We start from the raw sequence: 7411 nt of genomic DNA, 5'->3' as shown, positions 1-7411 counted from the left end.
CCGATACTGACCGTCACTTCTGATGTATTCTCCATCAACTCAACTGATACAGACTACACCATTATTCTTGCCCAATCCGGGAAGGATGTCAATAGATGTCTAAGAATTTAGTTACAGTTTCTTCCCCTCTGCGTACATCCAAATTAACAATTATCCGCGTCCATCCGCCCGCATCTGCGGTTTACAATTCTAAAGTAATTAACTGAGCAATTTCATCAGTTTGAAAACCCAAAGCCATCGGCTTTTGTACCCCCGGAATCACCTGGACATCATACAGTTCCGTGACAATTCCTTCAAACCGCAACCAATGAACGATCGCCCCAGCAGTCAAATCGATCGCCATCATACCACAGCGAGGCTCAGCATCCTTGGCTACCAACAAATCATCCAATTCCAAACCGCTAAAAGTGTTGTCACCTCCCCGAGGTTTCGAGAGTCCAACAATTGCCCAATTTTGCCAAAATGCTAGCCCTCGGACATATCCCGGACAAAACGTAATGGCCTCAAATTTCCCTGTGTCTAAATCCACATAACCGAATTCTCCTCTCCCCGAATTCAGCAACCACAACTTGTCTTGATACCACCGCGGTGAATGCGGCATCGACAATCCTGTGACGATAATATCATTAGATTCAATATCAATAACTATACCGCCATTTTTTCGGCGATCGCGCCAGCCATCCACCACATCCGACTGACTCGAAGCCGTCACATATTTCGCCTCCCCCTCCACCATCGCCAAACCGTTGAGGTGACAGCGGTCTTCGTTGATGTATTGTGAGATAAACGGCGGTTTCCACAGAGGTTTGCAACTGTGGCGATCGCTCAAAGTAGCGATACAATTAAATAAAGTGCTAATAAAAATGATTTGATTGTTTTTATCGACAGCGATATCGTGAATGTCGATATCTCCTGTAGTATAACCAATTCTTGGTATATATAATTTATCGTATCCTTGGTATAATTTCCCGGATTCTAAGACATTATCTAATTGCCAGAGTTGATATTTTGAGCTGAGATAAAGGCGTTCCGGCGTGCAGTAAAGCCCCATAGCGCGATCGAATATTCGCCAAAAAGCCGAGATTCTGTTCGTTTCTGGCACAGCACCTATTAACATTAACCTGCTGGTTTGATAGGTGGTGCAAGCGAGGCTGATTTGTTGTTGAGTTAACCAAGATGGCAAATCGCGATCGCCAAAAATCTCGTGTTCTTGTACTGTAGTGAAATTTGTGCGATCGTCATTATTCATAGCATCACTGAGTGTAATTGCCTAAAATCAATAATCTCATAAACTCGCCCCGACTTCGACTTTTTATAATTTGTTTAAAATAACCCGATAAATATAAAGGTTTTGTAAAGGAGAAGCTCAACCACTGACAGTACGATCGAACCCTGCTAAGCTCCTAGCAATTAAAAGTTTAGGGGGTCATCCGCTACCAGATAGAAATACCGCCATCGCAAATCAAATCGGGCGATCGCTTTTAGCAGCTCAAAAACCAGTAATTCTACCTAAAGCAAAAACAGATGAAAACCCTAACTCAACTTAACAAAAAAAATCCCTTTGTTGCTTGCATGAGCAACCAGCCAAGCTCGATCGTCATCCTTGACCCCACAGTACCAGACAGCAACTACATAGCCCAAGGCATCAAACCAGACACAGCCACCTACATCCTGGAAAACCAGCCTGATGCCATAGAGCAAATCACCACAATCCTCGATCGGCATCAAGGCATCGAAACCCTCCACATCATCACCCACGGTAGCCCCGGCAAGATTTACTTAGGCACGACAGAACTCAACAGCAGCAACATCGAACACTACACCCAACAGTTGCAACAGTGGCGAAACTGTTTCACAGCCAACGCCAGCATCATCTTGTATGGCTGTAACGTAGCAGCCGAAAAATCGGGGCACCAATTCCTGACTCAACTGAACCAACTCACAGGCGCAAACATCGCGGCTAACTCCCAACCTACAGGTAACAGCGAACTAGGCGGCACCTGGGACATTCCGCAACTCATCCCCCCATCGCCCCAAAAGCCCAAACTTGCTCTGACAGAAACCACCCTCAAAACCTACAGCGGCGTGCTCAGCTTCGCTCCCAAGGTAGACTTCCCAACTGGCAATGGCCCCGTCTCCGTCAGCATCGGCGACATCAACGGCGACGGCAAACCTGACTTAGCAACCGCGAACCGCCGGAGCAACACCGCCTCCATCCTGCTCAACACCACCCCCATCGGCGCCACCACCCTCACTTTCGCCACCTTCGTCACCTTCGCTACTGGCGATCTTCCCGAATCCGTCAGCATCGGCGACATCAACGGCGACGGGAAACCTGACTTAGCTGTGGCGAACCGCCGGAGCGACACCGCCTCCATACTGCTCAACACCACCACCACGGGAGCCACCACCCCCACCTTCGCCCCCCAAGTCACTTTCCCTACTGGCGATGGCCCCATATCCGTCAGCATCGGCGACATCAACGGCGACGGGAAACCTGACTTAGCTGTGACGAACTTTTACAGCGACACCGCCTCCATACTGCTCAACACCACCACCACGGGAGCCACCACCCCCTCTTTCGCCCCCCAAGTCACTTTCCCTACTGGCGATCGTCCCAACAGCGTCAGCATCGGCGACATCAACGGCGACGGGAAACCTGACTTAGCTGTGGCGAACTTCAACAGCGACAGTGCCTCCATCCTGCTCAATACCACCACCACGGTCGCCACCACCCCCTCTTTCGCCCCCCAAGTCACTTTCCCTACTGGCGATCGTCCCAACAGCGTCAGCATCGGCGACATCAACGGCGACGGGAAACCTGACTTAGCTGTGGCGAACTTCAACAGCGACAGTGCCTCCATCCTGCTCAATACCACCACCACGGTCGCCACCACCCCCTCTTTCGCCCCCCAAGTCACTTTCCCTACTGGCGATGGATTCGGGCTCATCGATGAGCCCAACAGCGTCAGCATCGGCGACATCAACGGCGACGGGAAACCTGACTTAGCTGTGGCGAACGGCCGGAGCGACACCGCCTCCATACTGCTCAACACCACCACCACAGGAGCCACCTTCGTCACCTTCGCTATTGGCGATGAATTCGCTGCTGGCGACGGCCCCGAATCCATGAGCATCGGCGACTTCAACGGCGACGGGAAACCTGACTTAGCTGTGGCGAACTACCGCAGTAACACAGCCTCCATCCTGCTCAACACGCCAACGCCAGTAACTCCCACACCAACGCCAGTAACTCCCACACCAACGCCAGTAACTCCCACACCAACACCAGTAACGCCAACGAATAAGAACAACCCCCCAGTTGTAAATCTTTCTGCCTTTTCGCAAAGTGGAGCACTAGGTTTTTCTCAAACTGGCAATGTGTTTACCTTGGCTGCAAACACCGATACTGACCCCGATCCGGGCGACAGCATTAATTATTCGATCGCCCTAGCAGATTTCAAGGCGTTGAATTCGTCGGCGTTTACATGGAAAACCGATCGGAGTGGCGGTCGCTATCGTCAGCCAGTAAATGAGTTAAGTTTTCCTGAGATTCCTCTCCCCTCATGGTTAACTTTCAATTCCGCAACTCGCAAAATTGAGATCGGCGAGACTCGCCCGCAGAAATTTGACTACTGGATGAAGATAATAGGAACGGATTCGTCTGGTGCCAATGTTAGCGAAATAATCCGCTTCAAGAGTTCTACTTTTGGTGGTTTTGTAATTGACGACTATATTGCCGGCGCGAATGTCTTCTTTGATGCTAACAAAAATGGCATCGCCGATCCGAACGAACCCAAAGGCACAACAGACGGTAACGGCGCATTTAGTTTTGATATTACTTCGGACACTTTTGACACTAATAATAACGGCAAACTTGATGCAAGTGAAGGTAATTTAGTTGCTTTTGGCGGCACCGACATCGGTACGGGTTTACCCCTAGAAACTCCGCTCAAAGCCACACCGGATGCAGAAGTAATTACTTTACTGACTAGCATTGTAGCTGAATTAGCCGATCGCAATTTAAGCGTCAACGAAGCCAATGCCAAAGTCACCAATGCTTTCGGTATTCCCAGCGATATCCCGATTAATTATGTCGATCCGATCGCCGCTACCCTAGGGCAACAACCGGGTGGTAAAGCGGTATTAACTACGATGCTGGTAGCCCAAAACTCGATTACTCAAACAGCGGGATTAATTGAAGGTGCAAGCAATCTGACTATGGGTGATGCTGTCAAGCAAATAATTAGTACGATCGCCGATCGCATCCTAACAGGAACCTTAGATTTCACCAAACCCGAACAAGTGGCGGATTTAATCGTCCAAGTGGGCGATCGGGTAAAGGCGATCGATTCTAATTTTAACAGCCAAGAGATATTAGTAGCGGCACCAGCACTAGCCGAGGTAATCGCAGCATCTAATCAACGTATTGTAGAGGCGATCGCGACTAATACCGATCTGACACAACTGCAAAAACAAGTAGCAGCAATCCAAAAAATTGCTTTGGGTGAAACAACTCAAGACTTTAAAGCATTTGGTGCAGGTCAAAAACCCCTCGATTCTCTAGTTGCAGAAAACACGGGTACGGCGTTAGATGAACAAATTTTGACTGGTGGTAATAACCCTGTAACTCCAACACCAACACCTGTAGTCACAACACCAACACCTGTAGTCACAACACCAACACCTGTAGTCACAACACCAACACCTGTAGTCACAACACCAACACCTGTAGTCACAACACCAACACCCGCAGTCACAACACCAACACCTGTAGTCACAACACCAATACCCCCAGTCACAACTCCTACACCAACACCAACACCGACACCGACACCGACACCGACGCCGACACCGACACCGACAGGGGAAGTACAAATTGCGATCGCAATGCCAAAACCATCGGTATCAAGTAATGTGCGATCGGGTTTACCAGAAAACACCCGATTAGGAGATGTTTACCTGCTAACAGATGGCAACGATACCAGCTTCCCAGCAGCAGCATTAGGCTTAAGCGTATTTGCCCTTTCCGGCAACGATTCCTTGAAGGGATTAGACTTCCCAAACACCTATTTTGGGAATCAAGGAGAAGATACTCTAGTAGGTGCAGGTGGTGACGATCAACTATTTGGCGGCAAAGGTTCAGATTCGATCGATGGCGGTACTGGCAACGATTTTCTTAGCGGGAATAATGATAACGATATCCTGCTAGGTGGTGATGGCGATGATACCCTGCGCGGTGGTAAGCAAGATGATATCTTATCAGGCGGTGCGGGTAACGATCTCCTGAATGGCGATTCCGGTTTGGATATCCTCACAGGTGGCGCAGGGAATGATATCTTTGTATTGCAAGATACGGCTACGGAAGTATCTCAAGCCGATGTGATTACTGACTTCACTTCCGAGGATAAAATCAAGTTAATTGATGTCACTTTTAGTCAATTAACTTTTGAGTCAGTTAATGTCATTTTAGATGGTGCAACTGCTGTATTATCAACGGCGATCAAATCTGGGAATGACTACTTGGGAGTGGTTTATAATCTGAATCCAACGGCTCTTAATAGTAGCTCTTTCTTGTAAGATTGATGGGGAATTCATATTACCCACAGTCAGGACACGGCAGTACATAAGAAGGAGACGGCAGTGCCGTTTCCCTACAATTAATCTGCTGTAGGGAAACGGCACTGCCGTCTCCTCATTTCAGCTAGTAATAATTCCGAATTTTAATGACTATTCATACTTGCGGCCGCGCCACTGAGTAGGCTGATTAAAAGCAGAAATTAGAATTCGCAAAAACGCCAGCGGATCTGCTAAAGGTGACAGCCAAAACAGCCATTTACCAGAGGCCTGAGTTGTATCGTAGCTTGGGGCGATCGCCAAACACAAAGCCGATCGCACCGCCACCAAAAATACATTCAATCCCCACAGCCAAAACTGCGGAAACGCCCCCACAGCAGGCACTGAACCAGACAACAAATACCACAGGACGATCGGCACCGGCAAACCTTGAACCGCCAACAACAGCCACAAATCGCCCCAAATTTCACCGCTAGAAGCAGCATCTTTCAAATCGAGCGATCGCCCCCACTCATTCCAAGTCTCGATCGCCCCCTCATACATCCGCACCTGCAACACCTTCGCCCCATCCAAAAAACCCACCTTAAAGCCCTTAGCAGCCGCATAGCGAGCCAGAGTCACATCATCGCAAAAAGAACCTTTTGCCACCTCATAGCCCCCTAAAGCCACCAAAACCTCGCGCTTACAGAGGAAACACTGACCGTTTGCCATCACCCGTTCCGGCACATCCCCGCCAGTCCCCGTCGGCCCGAACCGATAAACCAAAGTCATTAACAGCGCAGGCTGCAGCCACAACTCCCCCGGATACTTGAGGATAAACTGCGGCGACAGCGAAATCAAATCGTAATTTCCAGCAGCCGCCGTTTTGAGTAAACTCGCAATCAAACCCCGATGCGGCACAGTATCCGCATCTATCCCCAAAATCCACTCGCACTTCTGGGAACTTGCCAAAAAACCCCAATTCAGCGCCCAGGGCCGCCCCACCCAGCCCGCCGGCAGCGGATCGTCGTTAATCAACCGAAACCGGGGGTCTTTTTCGGCCGCAGCCTTGACTAAATCTCCCGTTCCATCTACCGAATAGCTGTCAACTACGATCGCCTCTCGGAGCTCGTAACTTTGGCGAGTTAATCCTTCCAAACAAGGCGAAATTCGATCGGCCTCGTTCAAAGTCGGCACCACCGCAGTACAAGCCCCTAACAAGTCCAGCGTCGGCGATTCCGGTTCCAGGGGCGGAATGCGCGACGGGCCTTTAATTAACCGCGACATTAAAAGGACGGCGGCGGGTAATTGCAGCAGCAGGATGGCGACAGGTAGGATGCTTGTCAAGAGATTTGGCATATTAGGGGCGATCTTATGGATTTTAGATTTTAGATTTTAAATTGAAGAATTCGGAATTGCGAATTGTGGGCGGTATTAATTTGAAAAATTTAATCAAATTTTAGCTTTAAGCATCTTACAGTACAGTAGGGTGCATTAGCGAAAATTGTCGGAAAAAATTCACAATTTCCCAATAGACGCACGCTTGGAATAAATGGTGTAAAGCGAATTAATACCAATTTCAAAAAATAATGCAACAGTATTCTTGTCCCCCCCGCAATGCAGCGGGGGGGTCAAAGAGTATTGCATGATTTTAGAGAAATGGTATTAATTAGGAGTTTAGAGAGTGTCCGGGGGAGCGACAGCAATCAAATTAGTCCGCACTAAGTAAGTCGGTGGGGAAAAACACAACTGTGTTAAGAAAGATAAATGAGGCTAAAACCCCAATCCCTCCTGCATTCTGTCTCCTGACTCCTGCCTCATCCCAACTACAAATATTTACGCCTTTCTACTTACA

General features: G+C 48.9%; 3 protein-coding genes. 1 reads left to right on the top strand and 2 read right to left on the bottom strand.

Features of this window, described 5'->3' with window-relative positions; all coding sequences use genetic code 11:
* Positions 1-181 precede the first annotated feature (181 nt).
* Positions 182-1249 (bottom strand): TIGR03032 family protein, encoded by a 1068-nt coding sequence (locus tag IQ263_RS27285; RefSeq protein ID WP_194071184.1) that lies wholly within the window; start codon positions 1247-1249, stop codon positions 182-184.
* Between the two features lie 275 nt (positions 1250-1524).
* On the opposite strand from IQ263_RS27285, the gene IQ263_RS27280 reads away from it, so the two are divergent.
* Positions 1525-5580, top strand: coding sequence for an FG-GAP-like repeat-containing protein (locus IQ263_RS27280; protein WP_194071183.1), 4056 nt, complete (start codon positions 1525-1527; stop codon positions 5578-5580).
* A 150-nt stretch (positions 5581-5730) separates the two neighbouring features.
* Here IQ263_RS27280 and cruG read toward each other — a convergent pair whose 3' ends face one another.
* The gene (gene cruG, locus IQ263_RS27275; RefSeq protein ID WP_194071182.1) at positions 5731-6915 is read right to left on the bottom strand and encodes a 2'-O-glycosyltransferase CruG; all 1185 of its coding nucleotides are present in this window, start codon (positions 6913-6915) and stop codon (positions 5731-5733) included.
* Positions 6916-7411 lie beyond the last annotated feature (496 nt).

Origin of the sequence: Tychonema sp. LEGE 06208 (assembly GCF_015207505.1) — a bacterium.
Classification (GTDB): Bacteria; Cyanobacteriota; Cyanobacteriia; order Cyanobacteriales; family Microcoleaceae; genus Microcoleus.
This window is presented reverse-complemented; position numbering and strand designations above follow the sequence as displayed.

What these genes read in the sequence shown, in the direction of transcription:
- IQ263_RS27285 (WP_194071184.1), bottom strand. Translation starts at nt 1,249, where the DNA reads ATGAATAATGACGATCGCACAAATTTCACTACAGTACAAGAACACGAG.
- IQ263_RS27280 (WP_194071183.1), top strand. Translation starts at nt 1,525, where the DNA reads ATGAAAACCCTAACTCAACTTAACAAAAAAAATCCCTTTGTTGCTTGC.
- cruG (WP_194071182.1), bottom strand. Translation starts at nt 6,915, where the DNA reads ATGCCAAATCTCTTGACAAGCATCCTACCTGTCGCCATCCTGCTGCTG.